Raw genomic sequence first — 15,933 nt, 5'->3', positions numbered from 1 at the left:
TCAGCCGACCTGGATGAAGACGCGGCCACCATCGACCTTGACCGCATAGGTCTTGAGGTTGACGCAGACGGGGGCGCCCTTGGCTTGGCCGGTCTTGTAGTTGAAGCGGCCGTTGTGCTTCGGACATTCGATGATGTCGTCCATCACCAGACCATCGGCCAGATGAACATTCTCGTGCGTGCAATGTCCATCGGTCGCGTGGAAACTGTCTTCCGGGCTGCGATAGATGGCGTAGCTCTTGCCGTCGTGATCGAAGCGGATGACATCCTCTTCGTCGATCTCGTCCTTGTCGCAGACGTCGATCCAGGTGCTCATCGGGCTCTCCTCCCCCTTTATGGCTTGTTTTTGTCGGACGCCGGCGTCACTCCGCCGCTGGCGCCATGGCGTCGCTGTGGAAGTCTTCGCGATAGGGCTTTGCCGTCGGTGGCAACTCGCGCCTCAGGAAGTAATCCTCGTTCCGGAGCTGGCGCAGGAAGGCCGGGATCATCTCGCGATAACCGTCGAGGATCGACGGGTTCGGTGCCGGCAGATCGCCCTTGATCATCGCGTGCAGCTTCGGCAGCGCGTGATAGGGCACCATCGGGAACATGTGATGCTCCACGTGATAGTTCATGTTCCAGTAAATGAAGCGACTGATCGGGTTCATGTAGACCGTGCGGCTGTTTAGCCGGTGGTCGATGACGTTGTCGGCAAGGCCGCCATGCTGCAACAGGCCGGTCATGACATGGTGCCAGGCACCATAAAGGCGCGGCATGCCGATCAGCACCAGAGGCAGGATCGAATTCAGGCCGACCGCGAGTGCGACGGTCGCCACATAGATCGCGAGCCAGATGCGCGCGACGCGGATCGCCTTCGACTGCTCCGTCTCCGGAATAATGATCTTCTCTTCGGCGCTGATGACGCCAAACGCGTTGCGGACCATGTCGATCACCGCATGCCAGGCATCCAGCAGGCCGAACAAATTGAGGATCAGCCGCAGGAGATCCGGCGGACGCATCACCGCGATTTCCGGATCCCGGCCGACAATAACCGTATCGGTGTGGTGCCGGGTATGGCTCCAGCGCCAGGTCACCGGATTGCGCATGATCATGAAACAGGCGATCTGGTAGACAAGGTTGTTCATCCACATCGTCTTGAACGCCGTGCCATGACCGCATTCATGCCAGCGGCTGTCCGAGGCGGACCCGTAGAACACGCCGTAGGCGAGGAAGAAAGGGATCGCCCAGAGGCTGCCCCAGAAATAGATGCCAAGCCCTGCAAATACGACCAAGCAGCCGAGCCAGATCGCCGTGTCCCGGAGGGCTGGCCCATCCTCCCGCTTCATCAATTCCTTCATCTGCTTGCGCGGCACCTCGGTATGATACCACTGCGCTGCCGCGAGCCCGTTGGCCACCGCCGCCTGCGCATCGCGCCCAAGCAGGCTGTAGTCACGCTTTGCCGCCGTCCTCGCCATCGATCTCCTCCATCGGTTTCGATGCGGTCGCCATCAAAGGCGTCGCATGGAATCTGATCTTGAGGATTATCGTTGTTCTGACAGATCACAATCCACGCATGATATATTCTATCAAAGTCTATCATTCTTGATTTACTCCATGATAGAAAGGTCTCACTTGAAGGAGGAACAGATGGGATCAAGACCGACGATCGCGGATCTGGCCAAGACTGCGGGAGTGAGCGTCGCAACCGTGGACCGCGTGCTGAACGGGCGGCACAAGGTGCGCGAGGACACGGCGCGGCGCGTCTATGACGCGGCAAACGAGATTGGCTTCCATGCCGTCGGATTGCTGCGGCAGCGAGTGTTCGAGGGGCTGCCGCAATACCGGTTGGGCTTCATCCTGCAGAAGCCCAACCACCATTTTTACCAGAGCTTCAAGCGGGAGCTGGAGATCGCCGTCCAGAATCATCCCTGCATTCGCGGCGTGGCCCAGATCGAATTCTGCGCCAACCAGACACCGAGCGAACTGGCCGACAAGCTGAAAGAGGTCGGCGCCAGGAATCAGGCGGTCGCCATGACATCCCCGGACTACCCAGCCCTGACGGTGACAGCGGAGGAACTGAAGGCAAGGGGCATCCCGGTATTCTCACTCCTGTCTGATTTCGCCTCCGGCATCCGCGAGGGCTATGTCGGGCTCAATAACCGCAAGGCCGGTCGAACGGCAGCCTGGATGATCGCGAAGGCTGCGAAAAACCCGGGGAAGGTGGCTGTTTTCGTCGGCAGTCACCGCTTTCACGGTCACGAATTGCGCGAGATCGGCTTTCGGTCCTACTTCCGCGAACACGCTCCCGATTTCGAGGTTCTGGACACGCTGGTGAACCTGGAAACCGTTGAAATCACCCACGAAGCGACGCTGGATCTTCTGCACCGCCATCCGGATCTTGTGGGTTTTTATGTTGCCGGCGGCGGAATGGAAGGCGCCATCTCCGCCATCCGGGAAGAAAAGCTTGGCGGCAGGCATGTTATCGTCGTCAACGAACTGACGCCAATTTCCCGCGCGGCGCTGGCCGATGAGATCGTGACCATGGCGATTGCGACACCGCTTGCAAATCTGTGCCGCGAACTGGTGCAGCTAATGGTCGAGGCGGTGGATACCGGTCCCGCGACGGCGCCAGGCCAGACTTTCCTGCCGCTCGAAATTTACGTGCCGGAAAACATCTGAGCGGTAATGATGGAAATTCATCATAACAATCTGCAAATTCTTTCATAAATGAGATAGAATATTGCTATTTCGTCTTTGACGAACGCCACGAAACCTGATGACTTCGTTTGGCGGGACGGAGGAGGAAAGCCGGCCGCGCCAAACTTCGGGAGAACTCATGGCCGCGCTTACCTTCGCGCTCAACCACATGGTTGCGCCACACATGCCGCTCGGCGCTTTTTTCGAACTGGGCATATCGCTCGGTGTTCGGCAATTCGAAATCCGCAACGATCTTGCGGGTAATGCCATGCTCGACGGGACTTCACCTGAGACGGTCGGCGACCTGGCAAAGGCGCACCGAACCGAAATCATTTCGATCAATGCCCTGCAGCGCTTCAACGAATGGACGCTGGAACGGGAAGCGGAAGCCAGGGAACTGGCCGCCTATGCTGCTGCCTGCGGCGCAAAAGCTCTGGTTCTCGTGCCCGTCAACGATGGAAGCGGCAGGCTGGAGGGAGAGCGTCAGGGGAATTTGCGCGTTGCGCTCAAGGCACTGAAACCTATCCTGCAGGACAATAACCTCATCGGACTCGTGGAGCCGCTCGGTTTCCAGATCTGCTCGCTTCGCTCCAAGAAAGAAGCAGCGGAAGCAATTGCCGCGATCGATGGCCGCCAAAGCTTCAAGCTGGTTCATGACACTTTCCACCACGTGCTGGCTAGCGAGCCGGATATATTTCCGGATTTGACGGGGCTGGTGCACATTTCAGGCGTCGATGACCAGGACGTCAGCATCGACGCCATGCGCGATCCGCATCGCGTGATGGTGACGGCACGGGACCGGCTGGACAATGTCGGTCAGATCCGTGCGCTCGTCGACGCTGGTTATCCCGGCCCGTTCTCGTTCGAACCGTTCGCGTCATCCGTTCACGCATCGACCGATCCGCAAACGATGATCCGCAACAGCATGGAGCTGATCCGGGACAGACTTTGACGTCTTCACCGATCCGGTGGCAGTGACCGGATCGGTTCGTGAGATTGCCTTCGGGGAGGAGGCGACCGGCTTTTTGAGGTGTTCGCCGGGCACCGTTTCAGAGGAGGAAGAGATGAAGAAATTTTTGGCGGGTGCCGTGCTCGGCGTTCTGATGGCATCGAGCGCCTATGCAGGCAATATTGGCGTGTCCATGGCCAATTCCGACACGTTCCTGACGGTTCTGCGCAAGGGTATCGAGAAGTCTGCGGCCGATGCAAAACAGCCGGTCCAGATCGAAATCGCGGATGATGACGTTCAGAAGCAGCTTTCCCAGATCCAGAACTTCATCGCCTCGAAGGTCGATGCGATCATCGTCAACGCCGTCGACACCACGGCAACGGCGCCGATGACGAAGCTGGCGAACGATGCCGGCATCCCGATCGTCTACGTCAACCGGATGCCGGCAGACGTGGACAAGCTTGGCCCCAAGGGGGCATTCGTCGCCTCCGACGAAGTCCAGTCCGGCACGCTGCAGACCAAGGAAGTATGTCGCATCCTGGGCGGCAAGGGCGATATCCTTGTCATGGTCGGCGATCTCGCCAACCAGGCTGCCGTCCAGCGCACCAAGGACATCCACGACGTGATCGCGACGCCGGACTGCAAGGGCATCAAGATCCTCGACCAGCAGACCGCCGTATGGGATCCGGTCAAGGCGCAGGACCTGATGACCAACTGGATCGCAGCCGGTCACAAGCCGGCGGCTGTCATCGCCAACAACGACAATATGGCGATTGGCGCGATCAACGCCATGAAATCCGCCGGCTGGAATATGAAGGACGTGGTCGTTGCGGGCATCGATGCCACCCAGGAAGCACTTGCCTACATGAAGGCGGGCAATCTGGATGTATCCGTGTTCCAGGATGCCTTCGGCCAGGGCTCGGGTGCGGTCGCCGCTGCCATAAAGCTCGCCAAGGGTGAGAAAGTGGACGCCAAAGTCTGGATCCCGTTCCAGCTCGTGACGCCTGAAAACATGGCCAAGTTCACGACGAAGAATTGACCGAGGACGGGCCGATCCGCTGTCTTGCGAGGCAGCGGATCACTCTCGTGGAGGAGGACCGCCATGTCGGCTGAACGCATCATCAGTCCGCAGACCATGGAGGCCGTTCGCAGGAGCGGCGCTGTCCCGGGCAGCAAATATCTTCTTGAAGTCGAGGACGTGCGCAAGGAATTTCCAGGTGTCGTTGCTCTGGACAATGTGCAGCTGAAGCTGAAACGCGGGACGGTGCATGCCCTTATGGGCGAGAACGGCGCCGGCAAGTCCACGTTGATGAAGATCCTCGCCGGCATCTACACGCCCGACAGCGGCTCATTCAAACTGCGTGGCGTCGATATCCGCCTCAAGAATCCGCTCGACGCACTCCAGAACGGAATCGCGATGATCCATCAGGAACTGAATCTGATGGCGCCCATGACCGTGTCGGAAAACATCTGGATCGGTCGTGAGCCGCTCGGGCGTTTTGGTATCGTGGACCATGCCGAAATGAACCGTCGGACGGACGCGCTGTTTGAGCGCCTCGGGATCGAGATCGATCCGGAAATCAAGGTCGGCAAGCTCAGCGTGGCCAACCGCCAGATGGTCGAGATCGCCAAGGCCGTATCCTTCGATTCCGATGTCCTCATCATGGACGAACCGACATCGGCCCTCACCGAGAGAGAGGTGAACCACCTCTTCCGGATCATCCGCTCCCTTCGCGAGGAAGGAAAGGGCATCATCTACATCACCCACAAGATGAACGAACTCTTCGAGATCGCTGACGAGGTCTCCGTCTTTCGCGACGGCAAGTACGTTGCGACCTGCAATTCCTCGGAGGTGACCCGCGAAGACATCATCCGCATGATGGTCGGGCGCGAGATCACTCAGATGTTCCCAAAAGAACCGGCGCAGATCGGCGACGTCGTGCTGTCGGTAAAAGGGCTGACGCTGAACGGCGTCTTCCGCGACGTGTCGTTCGATCTCCGGGCCGGCGAGATCCTCGGCTTTGCCGGCCTCGTCGGCTCGGGCCGGTCCAACGTCGCGGAGACGATCTTCGGCGTGACGCCCGCAAGTTCGGGGACGATCGAGCTTTTCGGCAAGCAATTGACCGTCTCCTCGCCGTCCGTCGCCATGGCGCATGGCATGGCGTTTCTGACGGAGGATCGAAAGGAGACCGGCTGCTTCCTGTTGCTCGACATACAGGAAAACGCGCAGATGGCGGTGCTGCAACAGCGCTATGTGCAACTCGGTTTCGTGCAGCAGGACAAGCTGCGGAAGGCGGCCACCGACATGGCCAACCGTCTCAGGGTCCGTACGCCCGACATGCGGGAGCCGATCATCAACCTGTCGGGCGGCAACCAGCAGAAGGTGCTGATCTGTCGCTGGCTGATGACCAATCCGAAGATCCTGATCCTCGACGAACCCACCCGCGGCATAGATGTCGGCGCCAAGGCCGAGATCCACCGGCTGATCTCGCAGCTCGCGGGCCAGGGTGTGGCGATCATCATGATCTCGTCGGAGATGCCGGAGGTGCTCGGCATGAGTGATCGCATCGTCGTGCTGCATGAGGGGCGGGTCACAGGCATCCTGGACAGGGCAGAAGCCGATCAAGTCAAGATAATGGAGCTGGCGTCGCGCTGACGACACAGCCGGGAGGATATCATGTCTGATGCCATCAACGAACTGGGGGAGACCTCCAAGACGGGCTTGAAGAAAATTCGGCGACTTCCGCCGGAATTCTCGATCCTGGCCGTCCTGATCGGGATCGCCCTTATCTTCGAAGTGATCGGCTGGTACGTCGTGGGCGAAAGCTTTCTGGCGAACAAGCAGCGCTTGTCCATCATCGTCCTGCAGGTCGCCGTCACGGGGATCATCGCCGTCGGCGTGACGCAGGTCATCATCACCGGCGGGGTCGATCTGTCATCCGGCTCCATGGTCGGGTTTATCGCCATGGTGGCTGCGAGCTTCGCCCAGACCTCGCTGAATGCCCGTGCCGTCTTCCTGCAACCCGAATACGCGGCTTTCGGCCTGGACTCGTTCATCGATTCAAGCCCGTTCTGGCCGCTTCTGGTCGGCGTGCTGCTCGGCGCATTCCTGGGTTATCTGAACGGCCTTCTTATCGCCAAGACAGGCATTCCGCCCTTCATTGCCACTCTTGGCATGATGGTTTCAGTCCGCGGCCTGGCCAAATGGTATACCGAAGGCCAACCCGTCGCTTTGCTCAACGAAAACTTCGCCTGGCTCGGCCAGAGCTTCAGTCTCTGGGGCTTTCCCGTCCCGCGAACGGTCATCGTCTTCTTCGTCGTGGCAATCATCTTCCACATCGCATTGTCCTATACCCGCTACGGCAAGTTCACCTATGCCATCGGCGCCAACAGCCAGGCCGCACGCGTCTCGGGGATCGATATCGGCAAGCACCTGATCAAGGTCTATGCGGTCGCCGGCCTGCTCTCCGGCCTCGCCGGCGTCATGCTCGCTGCCCGCGCCCAGTCCGGCCAGCCGAACATGGGCATCTCCTTCGAACTCGACGCCATCGCGGCGGCCGTCATCGGCGGCGCTTCGCTCTCCGGCGGCGTCGGCCGGATCACCGGGACGGTAATCGGTACGATTATTCTCGGTGTAGTGACCTCCGGCTTCACCTTCCTCAAGGTCGGCGCCTACTACCAGGAGATCGTCAAAGGCGCGATCATCGTCGCGGCAGTCGTCATCGACGTGCACCGCCAACGCAAGAAATCCCGCGCCTGAAAAACCTCCCCAGGCGCCGAGGCGGTGCCGGTTCCGAGCAACCTGCACCGCCTCCCCCTATGCACCCGTCCTATGATTCAGATGACGCCGTCACAGGCCATTCACGAGATGACCATGAAGACCTATGTTTTGACCATTTCCTGTCAGTCGACCCGCGGCATCGTCGCTGCAGTCTCGGGCTATCTCGCCGATCAGGGCTGCAACATCGTGGATTCATCCCAGTTCGACGACCTCGGCACCTGTCGGTTCTTCATGCGCGTCTCCTTCATCTCCGAGGAAGAGGTCAATGAAGCGACGCTCGCACAGGGCTTCCCCGCTATCGCCGAGCGTTTCGGGATGACCTGGAGCCTGCATGATGCCGCCAAGCGGGAGAAGGTCCTGCTGATGGTATCTCGTTTCGGCCACTGCCTGAACGACCTGCTCTACCGCTGGAAGATCGGCGCACTGCCGATCGAGATCGTCGGCGTGGTCTCAAACCACTTCGACTACCAGAAGGTCGTGGTCAATCACGATATCCCCTTCCATCATATCCCGGTGACCGAGGCCAACAAGCCTGAGGCCGAAGCGCGCATCATGGACCTCGTCAGGCAGACCGGCACCGAACTCATCGTGCTTGCCCGCTACATGCAGATCCTCTCCGATCAGATGTGCCAGAAGATGTCCGGCCGGATCATCAACATCCACCATTCTTTCCTGCCGTCGTTCAAGGGCGCCAATCCCTACAAACAGGCTTTCGAACGTGGCGTGAAGCTGATCGGCGCCACGGCCCATTACGTCACCGCCGATCTCGACGAAGGCCCGATCATCGAGCAGGACACCGTGCGCGTCACTCATGCACAGTCTCCGGAAGACTATGTCTCTCTCGGCCGCGACGTCGAAAGCCAGGTGCTGGCGCGGGCCATCCACGCCCATATCCACCACCGCACCTTCATCAACGGACGCCGCACCGTCGTCTTCCCGGCAAGCCCGGGTTCCTATGCCTCCGAGCGGATGGGGTAAACGTGACCATTGTCGTCGACGGAAGACCACCGCTGCTGCCGTGATCGAAGCGGAAACCTCAGCAATCACGAAACTTATGGCTTCCGGAGAACCCGCGTCGACGAACGGAGGATGGTTTTGCAAAGTTTGAGTTGACCGTTTTCGATGGCGAGGCGACGGCTCAACCGGGTTCGTCCTCAATCTCTGTGGTTAACAGAGTGTTAGCGCCCAGATTGCTATCTGCAGGGATGCGAACGCAATTGAACCAATTCGAACTGCCGACGCATCGTTTAGCGGACCACGCATTGATTTCTAACGAGAATCTCGCCGCGCTCATTTTGGCAGGCAACTGCCGAGGGTCTGACAACAGTGATTGGAATGTGGCCGCAGCGGCGACTGTCCAAGGAGGAAACCTTGGCCTTGACAACGCCTTCTGGACCAAGATCGGCGCCGCCTGGTCGCATGAGGAGGGCGCCGGCTTCAACACCACCCTGAAGGCCACGCCGATCGACGGGAAGCTCAGCCTCCGCAAGATAAAGCAAGGAACGACACCGAATGGCCGGCACGATGAGCGCCCCAATAGAGCTCGACGGTCGGCACTGTTTCACCGCGTCAATGCGAGTGCAAACCATGACAGTCTCAAACGCGCCCCGCCGTCGATTACTGTCCCGGCATCGTTTGCGGCGGCGGTGATTGCGTCACCTCCAAGGAGCTGATCTTTCCACTGTTTGATCTGGTTGGCGTGCACGTCAAACTGCTGGGACAATTCCACCAGCGTTTGTTCGCCCTAATGGCGGCAAGTGCCACCTTCGCCTTGAAAGCCGGGCTATGGTTCCGGCGCGGTCGTCTTGTCTCTCCTGTTCCCGGCATCTAAGCCGAAGTCAGGCAGAAATTCCACTTATCCCAACTGTGCAGATTTCCCGAGCCACCTCTTGATCACTGCCAATAAATATTATTTCAGCAATTTCTTCTACAGGTGTGAAGAGCGCACGAACGGGAGATTTGATTGGTGACTCGTCCTACAATTTTAACGATGGTATTCCTGTCGTCTTGCACCATAATGCCCGAGCATTCCAAGACTATAACATCGATGACGCCGTCGGTGACCGGTTCTGCGAACAGGGATATGATGGTCGCCGCGGCAATCGACAAGGCCACGATTGAGCGCTCGAGGCTCCAGTCTTCGCCGTCGGCACTGGCCTACGGCGGGCCCAGTCCTTGGATTTGTACCCCCAGCGGATTTGGCATGAAATCAAACTGCAGATCGAAAGCTTCCCTCGATAACTAATCAAGGTGACGGTTGAGGCCGGCAGTCCGGAGGCAGACGAAGAGCCTGAGCTGCCTCCTGGAATTCGGCGAGCTGATCCGTCGGATAGAGCCGGAAGGGGGCTCTCCGCCCCAGCATCTGACCGCGGCTCAAAGGAACTTTGTGCACGGCGAGTGCACTGAGGCTGGCGACCATATCCGACAGGACCGATAATTTCCCCGGATTACCAAGGCTCTACGACAGCATTGGTAATTGGACGCACGGGATCGCTGAATTGCATCTAGAAACCTCTCCCAAGACAAGAAAGCAACTGACGAAATTATTATTTCGCTGGTGGAGTGGCAGTGAATGCAATACGTTTGCGACATTCTTTCAGAATTAACTAATTTAGCATATACGATTGAGCCACATCAAAGCCAAACGAATGTAAATGGATTAGTGGGGCTGTTTCCAAGAGGCCCTAGGGAAGGGAAGGAACGGATGCGGGACCGGGATGCGACACAGTCTGCTTCTGTCGAGACCGATTTCCTTGCCGAAACCGACGAAATCATCTCTCTCTATGACGAGAGCTTTCATCTTACGGAATGCTCGGCAAAGTACCGGCAGATATATGGCGGTGATTCTCTAATCGGCACGACGTTGTGGCGCGTCTATCCGGAATTGCTGGCCCCCTTAACCAAATCTGCGGTCGAACTCGTGCTCGCAAATGGCTTCCCGCGAAAGATAGAGGTTGCAAACGACAAGACAGCGGACCAGCGCACACTCATCGTTTTCCGCAGTCCTCGCGGCTTGGGCGTCGTCGAAACGAATGGTAACGCAATCCTGCGCGGGACCGATAGCCAAGCCGAGAACGAGCAAACGCTTCTTTTTTACCAAGCTACCCATGATGTTTTAACGGGGTTGCCAAATCGACGGCGTTTCAGCGATCAATTGCGAGGCGTTTTGACCGCATCAAACGTAAAGTTCGCCCTCATGCAGATCGATCTCGACGATTTTAAACCGGTCAACGACACATTGGGCCACAGTGCAGGCGATATGGTGCTGAAGATGGCTGCCGAACGGATACGGAGTGTGCTCGGAGAGCAGGAGTTCGCATATCGATTGGCCGGCGACGAGTTTGCAATCATTCAGCGGAGAAATGCTCAACCTGAGGAAGCGGAACGCCTGGCAGAAGATCTCGTCCATGCTTTCAAGGAGCCATTCATGGTCGAGGGCCTTAGCGTCTTTGTCGGTGCAAGTGTGGGAGTTGCGGTCGCTCCAACAGATGGAAACGAATTCGAACTGCTCATGAAAGCGGCAGATATTGCACTCTATGCTGCTAAGGAGGATGGCCGGCGCAGGGCGAGAAGGTTTAATCGTTCCATGCTCACGGTTCTGGAACAACGAGAGACGTTGCGTCGCAGTTTGCGAACTGCGCTCAAGGATGAGCAGTTCTTCATTGAATATCAGCCACTTGTGCAGGCTCCTTTCTCGATCGTAGGCTTCGAGGCGCTATTGCGATGGCGGCATCCCTTGATGGGCGTCATTCCACCCGGACTGTTTATTCCGATCGCCGAGACGGACGGCTTGATGAGCGATATCGGCCAGTGGGCTCTTGAACAATCCTGTCGGGAGGCAATGACGTGGCCACCCCACTTCACGGTTGCCGTCAATCTTTCTTCGGCGGAATTCCTGCACGCAGGGCTTACCGATCGCGTTGCTCAAACCCTGGATCTTGTCGGACTTCGCGCTGACCAGCTTGAGCTTGAAATCACCGAATCTGTGCTTCTAGAGCGTACGATCAACAATCTTGATACACTGAATACATTGAAAACGCTGGGAGTGCAGATATCGCTTGACGATTTTGGAACCCACTATTCGTCGCTCAGCTATCTGAAAAACTTCCCATTCGACACGATCAAGATCGACCAGTATTTCATCAAGGATCTCGAGGTTGATTACAAAAGCCGGACCATCGTCCGATCCATTATCGCGCTTGCCCACGGGCTCGGCATGAGCGTCACGGCCGAAGGTGTGGAAACGGCAGAACAAGCCGCTTGGCTCAACAAGAATGCATGTGATCGGCTTCAGGGATATTTTCTAAGTAAGCCAATGCCCGCCGAGAGGATAGGCGCATTCCTCGGCAGGTTTACGCCGCCCGTTCCCTTCGGGAACTTCCCGATTCGCAAACCAATGCGACCTTTGGATCCTGAGCGAATGTGACAGTCAATTTTTGAAATTCCTAGGAGCGGGTATGGAAGGAGGAGCGGCATGCATACAGCCAGCAAGAAGCCTGAGGAACCCGCCTTCGCGCCTCTGCTCCAGTTCGAGATGGACATGCGAGCATTTCTTTCGGACTGGCTGCATTGCGATCAGCTCTCGACCTTCATCGCGCGGATGATCAGCCACAACCGCACGGATCCAATTCGGCACTCAAATTTCTTCTCGTTTGCTCTCAATGAACTGCTGGAGGTGTCATTCCGGGGCGGCGCTCCCGAAGGGACAATAGACTGCACCGTTTACCGACGCGACCTGATGGAACGTGTGAAACTCAGCTTCACCTGCTCTTCAGGGCAGCAGGAGTTCTACCGCGAGGCAGTTTCCAGAACCCATCAGGAAGATGCGTTTTCGCGCTATCTTAGCGCCATTTCAACGGATCAGACGCCAAACAGGGAAGTCATTCTTCTTAATCTGGCAATCAATTTCGACGCCGACGTGCATCTTGAGGAACGTGCTCCGGCATCCATGACCTTCGTGGTCGACCTGCCGCTTGAAGGGGCCATAAATTGAGCACGACTGTCTTTTCATCGTCCTTCAATGCGGAGTTCGATGCCAATAGCCAGGAGTTCTCGCTGGCCGGCGTGATCCGACCGCGCTCGGTCGACGAGATCGCGGCAAGCATTTCCATGCTCAAAGGGGCTATCGATGACGTACGCGGGGTTCTCCACATCAATGTGAAACGTCTCGTCCAGATGAATAACACAGCGTTTCAGGCCTTTGCGCGTGTCGTTCTGGATGCTTGTCGCGCGAGATCAGATCTTCGCTTCGTGGTGGTGACCTCAAGCGTCGTCGGCTGGATCGAACGCATGTTCACGCACCTGAATAGGATCGAGCCGCGGATAACCGTGGAAGTTTATGATTCCAAATTCTACCCCGGCCAAGCCTTCGTCGAGGACATGAGTTTCATTCCGATATTGCGCACGCAGACCAAGATGACCTGGCGCCACGAGCGAACGATCCTTCCCCGCCACGGCATGCGGCCGGGAATCGTGATGGCCGATATCTGCTGCGGCATCGGCGATTTCGCCATGCTTGTCAAAAAAGAGTTCCAGCCAACGCGCGTCGTGGCGCTCGACCATTCGAAGACGAGCCTGGGCTATGCACGCGATATGGCAGCCAGCTTCGGCATTGCCGATATCGAATATACCTATGGCGACGCCTCCGAAATGTTGCTCGAGGACAATCAGTTCGACTTCGTGACCTGCCGTCATTCGCTCCAGATATTCAACCGGCCGATCATGCTTTTGAAGGAGCTTTACCGGATCTGTAGGCCGGGCGGGCGGGTGTATATAACCAACGAAAAGAATTCGCACTGCCTGGGAGAACCCCGATCGCGAAGCATTCAGTGGACATATAACGAGGTCGCGAAACTGTTCAGCCACTTCGACATGGATGTGGAATTCGGTCCCAAGAGCCGCCGATATCTCGTCGATGCCGGCTTCGACGAGATCATCATGGAATCCTTCATGGTCACCAACCTCGACGGAGACCCGCAGGACTTCGCCGATGTAATAGCGGCCTGGGAAATCGTCTACGCCGGAGAAATGGCCGTGAAACGTGGCGATCCTCCCGAGTTCATAGAACGCTTCCGCCAAGGGTTCAGCGACCACATCTTTGCAGCCCTTCATCCCAGGGGCTATGCTGGCTGGCCAGTCTGGGCGGCATCCGGGCGTAAACCGCCATGAGCACGTCCAGTCAGCAGATCGCACGTTCCGGCTTACGATCATTCCGCGCGAAGTTTGTTATCGTCGTCGGAAGCGCCGTGCTCTTCGATTTGCTCGTGACCGGGGGCCTAGCGCTTTGGAATGTGCAAAGACTCTCCCGCGATGCGACGGCCGAGGTCGGCCAGGGGCTGGAACAGGCCAATCAGAGTTACATCCGTTCCTACGCGGAAACGACGGCCGAACATGTCAATCTGCTTCTGAACCAGGTCCACTCCGACGTGAGCACCTTGGCAGGCGTCCTTCAAGCGCAGATCGATCGTCCTTTGCGGGAGACCCAGATTGGGGGGGCGATGGCCCGCGGCGCCCCGGGAACCGTAAACGTCGTCTATGATTCGAAAGGCGGGTGGGCCCAGAACTTGCCCGGCCCGTTATCCGTCGTCAGCGTCTGGGGATACCTTCTGGGGTCTGACCACGTTCCGCTGCCCGAAGTTCAAAGGGATATCGAAAATAGCGCAGTGCTCGACTTGGTTGCGCCAAGCCTCCTGGCAAACGGCCTTTCGAAGCTGCAGATGTACTACATCGGCCCGGAGGAGCGTCCGATCTTCAGGACGGCACCTTACACGGAGCAGGCCCAGACGTTCGACAGGCTCTATCCGGGCCATAACAGCGCGCAGTTCTGGACCTTCTTCTTTCCCGGGCTCTACGAGTCCTGGGAACAATGGGCTAAGGATCCAGGACAGCGTCCAGTCAGCAACGACATCACCCAGACGGCGCCATATACGGATGCGATCACCGGCAAGCTCATCGTCAGTTTCTTTCAGCCCCTCTGGTCCCCTGACCGCACGAGGGTTGCAGGCGCCGCCGGAACGGATATCACACTCGACCAACTGGCGGAAATCATCGAGAACGTTAAAGTCGCCGACAGTGGCTTCGGTTTCCTCACCATGTCCGACGGCAATGTCGTCGCCATCAATCCGATCGGCGAGAAGATCATTGGCCTGCAAGCATCGAGCGATACGGGCGGCGAGGGTGTAACGGGCCTGAACCGCTCTCTGAGAAAGAGCCTACAGCCGGAAATCGCGCAACTGCCGCTGGGAGAAGAGGGACTGTTGCGGCACATTCTCCTGCATGAAAACGGCGAGAAGGTCCCCTACCTCGTCGCCCTGAGGCAACTGCAGCCGACGAACCTCTGGGTCTCCGGCCCGGTTCGGCGTGAGGCTATGCTGCTCGGCATCGTCGTGCCGGAGCGCGAGATCTACGCCTCGTTGTTTGCGGCCCAGGCGGGAATTTCACAAGCGACGAACCGGATCCTGATCTACCAGATTCTGGCCCTTCTAGTATCCCTATGCTTCGTCATCGGAGCCGTCTTCGCCATATCGAAGCGTATAACCAGAGGTATCAGTGCGCTCGCCGACGCTGCCAAGCGCATACAGGCCAAGGACTATTCAGTCAGGCTCGACATCCCGACACATGACGAGGTCGGCGAGGCGGGCTTAGCCTTCAATCGCATGGCAGAACAGATCAGCTTCCATACGGAAAATCTCGAGCAACTCGTTGAGGACAGAACCACGGAGATCGAAGAGGCGAACCTGCAAATCTCCACCCTGAACCATAGGTTACGCAACGAAAACTTGCGCCTCGGCGCAGAACTCGCCGTCGCACGCCGCATCCAGATGATGGTCCTCCCCAAGGCCCGTGAGCTGGAGGAAATTACCGATCTGGAGATCGTAGCCTATATGCGGCCAGCCGACGAGGTCGGAGGCGATTACTACGATGTCCTGAGGGACGGAAAGCGGCTGAAAATCGGCATCGGCGACGTGACCGGACATGGCCTCGAAAGCGGCGTCCTGATGCTGATGGTCCAATCGACCGCACGAGCCTTGCAGGAAGCGGGCGACATGGACCCGTCGCAGTTCTTGAACAGTTTGAACCGCGCCATCTACAAGAACCTCGTCAGGATCAGCACCAACAAACACTTGTCGCTCGCCTTCCTGGATTACGACGGAAAGCGCTTGACCCTTTCGGGCCAGCATGAGGAACTGATCGTTGTGCGCAAGTTGGGCAAGGTGGAGCGGATCGATACACTGGATCTCGGCCTGCCGATCGGGTTGGAACCGGATATTTCGCAATTCGTGGTAACGCGTGAAGTCTCCTTTGATCGCGACGACATGATCATTCTTCACACCGACGGCGTGACCGAGGCCGAGAATCGCGCCGGTGAGCTCTTCGGCATCGAGCGACTTTGCGAAAGCGCTGGTCGGCGATACGGCCAGAGCGCCGAGGATGTCAAAATCGGCATCATTGGCGACCTGATGACCCATATCGGAACTCAGAAAATTCATGACGACATCACACTCGTTGTTATGAGACACAGGTGAGCG

13 protein-coding genes and 1 pseudogene are annotated in these 15,933 nt (G+C 57.9%); 11 read left to right on the top strand and 3 right to left on the bottom strand.

Annotated features, from left to right (window positions below; all coding sequences use genetic code 11):
* Both ACZ9EJ_RS23410 and ACZ9EJ_RS23405 read right to left on the bottom strand, forming a co-directional pair.
* Window positions 1-315, bottom strand: coding sequence for a MocE family 2Fe-2S type ferredoxin (locus tag ACZ9EJ_RS23410; RefSeq protein WP_041364807.1), 315 nt, complete (start codon window positions 313-315; stop codon window positions 1-3).
* A gap of 46 nt (window positions 316-361) precedes the next feature.
* Window positions 362-1,453, bottom strand: a complete 1,092-nt coding sequence (locus ACZ9EJ_RS23405; protein WP_046635212.1) for a fatty acid desaturase family protein — start codon at window positions 1,451-1,453, stop codon at window positions 362-364.
* 172 nt (window positions 1,454-1,625) lie between these two features.
* Between ACZ9EJ_RS23405 and ACZ9EJ_RS23400 the strand changes: the two genes are divergently transcribed.
* The 7 genes from ACZ9EJ_RS23400 (at window position 1,626) to ACZ9EJ_RS23370 (ending at window position 9,078) form a co-directional block, all read left to right on the top strand.
* A complete protein-coding gene (locus tag ACZ9EJ_RS23400; RefSeq protein ID WP_046642085.1) occupies window positions 1,626-2,657 on the top strand; it encodes a LacI family DNA-binding transcriptional regulator in 1,032 nt (343 codons plus the stop codon).
* Window positions 2,658-2,814: 157 nt separating this feature from the next.
* On the top strand, window positions 2,815-3,627 hold the full coding sequence (locus ACZ9EJ_RS23395; RefSeq protein ID WP_046642086.1) for a TIM barrel protein: 813 nt from the start codon (window positions 2,815-2,817) through the stop codon (window positions 3,625-3,627).
* A 112-nt stretch (window positions 3,628-3,739) separates the two neighbouring features.
* The gene (locus tag ACZ9EJ_RS23390) at window positions 3,740-4,663 is read left to right on the top strand and encodes a sugar ABC transporter substrate-binding protein (RefSeq protein WP_046635218.1); all 924 of its coding nucleotides are present in this window, start codon (window positions 3,740-3,742) and stop codon (window positions 4,661-4,663) included.
* Between the two features lie 63 nt (window positions 4,664-4,726).
* Window positions 4,727-6,280: a sugar ABC transporter ATP-binding protein gene (locus ACZ9EJ_RS23385; RefSeq protein ID WP_046642087.1), complete on the top strand. Its 1,554-nt coding sequence runs from the start codon at window positions 4,727-4,729 to the stop codon at window positions 6,278-6,280.
* A gap of 21 nt (window positions 6,281-6,301) precedes the next feature.
* Window positions 6,302-7,384 (top strand): ABC transporter permease, encoded by a 1,083-nt coding sequence (locus ACZ9EJ_RS23380; protein ID WP_046635221.1) that lies wholly within the window; start codon window positions 6,302-6,304, stop codon window positions 7,382-7,384.
* Window positions 7,385-7,498: 114 nt separating this feature from the next.
* Entirely contained in the window at window positions 7,499-8,383 is an 885-nt protein-coding gene (purU, locus tag ACZ9EJ_RS23375) for a formyltetrahydrofolate deformylase (protein WP_046635286.1), read from the top strand.
* A gap of 239 nt (window positions 8,384-8,622) precedes the next feature.
* Window positions 8,623-9,078, top strand: coding sequence for a hypothetical protein (locus tag ACZ9EJ_RS23370; RefSeq protein WP_046635223.1), 456 nt, complete (start codon window positions 8,623-8,625; stop codon window positions 9,076-9,078).
* Here ACZ9EJ_RS23370 and ACZ9EJ_RS23365 read toward each other — a convergent pair.
* A pseudogene (locus ACZ9EJ_RS23365) lies at window positions 9,057-9,232 on the bottom strand (transposase); the annotation flags it as partial. The gene ACZ9EJ_RS23370 and the pseudogene ACZ9EJ_RS23365 overlap by 22 nt on opposite strands.
* An 877-nt stretch (window positions 9,233-10,109) precedes the next feature.
* Here ACZ9EJ_RS23365 and ACZ9EJ_RS23360 point away from each other — a divergent pair.
* From ACZ9EJ_RS23360 to ACZ9EJ_RS23345, 4 genes are read left to right on the top strand one after another with little or no spacing between them, the layout of a single operon-like run.
* A complete protein-coding gene (locus tag ACZ9EJ_RS23360; protein WP_046635225.1) occupies window positions 10,110-11,831 on the top strand; it encodes a putative bifunctional diguanylate cyclase/phosphodiesterase in 1,722 nt (573 codons plus the stop codon).
* 48 nt (window positions 11,832-11,879) lie between these two features.
* Window positions 11,880-12,398 (top strand): hypothetical protein, encoded by a 519-nt coding sequence (locus tag ACZ9EJ_RS23355; protein ID WP_046635227.1) that lies wholly within the window; start codon window positions 11,880-11,882, stop codon window positions 12,396-12,398.
* Window positions 12,395-13,573: a methyltransferase domain-containing protein gene (locus ACZ9EJ_RS23350; protein ID WP_476099941.1), complete on the top strand. Its 1,179-nt coding sequence runs from the start codon at window positions 12,395-12,397 to the stop codon at window positions 13,571-13,573. The genes ACZ9EJ_RS23355 and ACZ9EJ_RS23350 overlap by 4 nt, the downstream gene beginning before the upstream one ends.
* Window positions 13,570-15,930, top strand: a complete 2,361-nt coding sequence (locus ACZ9EJ_RS23345) for a SpoIIE family protein phosphatase (protein ID WP_046635231.1) — start codon at window positions 13,570-13,572, stop codon at window positions 15,928-15,930. The genes ACZ9EJ_RS23350 and ACZ9EJ_RS23345 overlap by 4 nt, the downstream gene beginning before the upstream one ends.
* Window positions 15,931-15,933: the final 3 nt, after the last annotated feature.

Source organism: Neorhizobium sp. USDA 3394 (genome assembly GCF_056280385.1).
This window is presented reverse-complemented; position numbering and strand designations above follow the sequence as displayed.

What these genes read in the sequence shown, in the direction of transcription:
- ACZ9EJ_RS23405 (WP_046635212.1), bottom strand. Translation starts at nt 1,453, where the DNA reads ATGGCGAGGACGGCGGCAAAGCGTGACTACAGCCTGCTTGGGCGCGAT.
- ACZ9EJ_RS23395 (WP_046642086.1), top strand. Translation starts at nt 2,815, where the DNA reads ATGGCCGCGCTTACCTTCGCGCTCAACCACATGGTTGCGCCACACATG.
- ACZ9EJ_RS23400 (WP_046642085.1), top strand. Translation starts at nt 1,626, where the DNA reads ATGGGATCAAGACCGACGATCGCGGATCTGGCCAAGACTGCGGGAGTG.
- ACZ9EJ_RS23345 (WP_046635231.1), top strand. Translation starts at nt 13,570, where the DNA reads ATGAGCACGTCCAGTCAGCAGATCGCACGTTCCGGCTTACGATCATTC.
- ACZ9EJ_RS23410 (WP_041364807.1), bottom strand. Translation starts at nt 315, where the DNA reads ATGAGCACCTGGATCGACGTCTGCGACAAGGACGAGATCGACGAAGAG.
- ACZ9EJ_RS23380 (WP_046635221.1), top strand. Translation starts at nt 6,302, where the DNA reads ATGTCTGATGCCATCAACGAACTGGGGGAGACCTCCAAGACGGGCTTG.
- ACZ9EJ_RS23390 (WP_046635218.1), top strand. Translation starts at nt 3,740, where the DNA reads ATGAAGAAATTTTTGGCGGGTGCCGTGCTCGGCGTTCTGATGGCATCG.
- ACZ9EJ_RS23355 (WP_046635227.1), top strand. Translation starts at nt 11,880, where the DNA reads ATGCATACAGCCAGCAAGAAGCCTGAGGAACCCGCCTTCGCGCCTCTG.
- ACZ9EJ_RS23360 (WP_046635225.1), top strand. Translation starts at nt 10,110, where the DNA reads ATGCGGGACCGGGATGCGACACAGTCTGCTTCTGTCGAGACCGATTTC.
- ACZ9EJ_RS23385 (WP_046642087.1), top strand. Translation starts at nt 4,727, where the DNA reads ATGTCGGCTGAACGCATCATCAGTCCGCAGACCATGGAGGCCGTTCGC.
- purU (WP_046635286.1), top strand. Translation starts at nt 7,499, where the DNA reads ATGAAGACCTATGTTTTGACCATTTCCTGTCAGTCGACCCGCGGCATC.